At 68.9% G+C, this 357-nt stretch carries 1 protein-coding gene; it reads right to left on the reverse strand.

Translation table 11 applies throughout. The annotated features are described in order from the left end of the window. A partial coding sequence (locus tag QMZ26_RS21295; RefSeq protein WP_283222598.1) for a contractile injection system protein, VgrG/Pvc8 family occupies positions 1 to 357 on the reverse strand: 357 nt, incomplete at both ends.

Consider the following 357-nt stretch of genomic DNA (forward strand, 5'->3'; position numbering starts at 1 on the left):
CCGTAAGGACCGCAGGTATCACGGTCGATGATGCCCAGGTCGTTGCCCTGCCCGGCCTCGGCACTGGCCTGGCGGCGCTCCAGGGTGCGGTAATCCCAGGTGGCGCGCTCGACCTTGCCCGGCCGCCAGCGGTTGGCGGTGGACCATTGCTGCACGCTGTCGCTGCGCTCACTCTCGTCGCGGCGGTGGAAACGCACCACGCCCAGCTCGGCGGTGTCGTGGCTGTGGTCGGCCAGCACCAGCGTGTGCGTGCCGAAGTCCGCGCCGCCGGGCTCGCCGGCATGCTCGAACCAGTAATAGATGCCTTCTTCGGCCAGCAGGCGCTGGATGAAGGCCAGGTCGCTTTCCTGGTACTGG

It is taken from the genome of Stenotrophomonas sp. PFBMAA-4 (assembly GCF_030053215.1).
Classification (GTDB): Bacteria; Pseudomonadota; Gammaproteobacteria; order Xanthomonadales; family Xanthomonadaceae; genus Stenotrophomonas.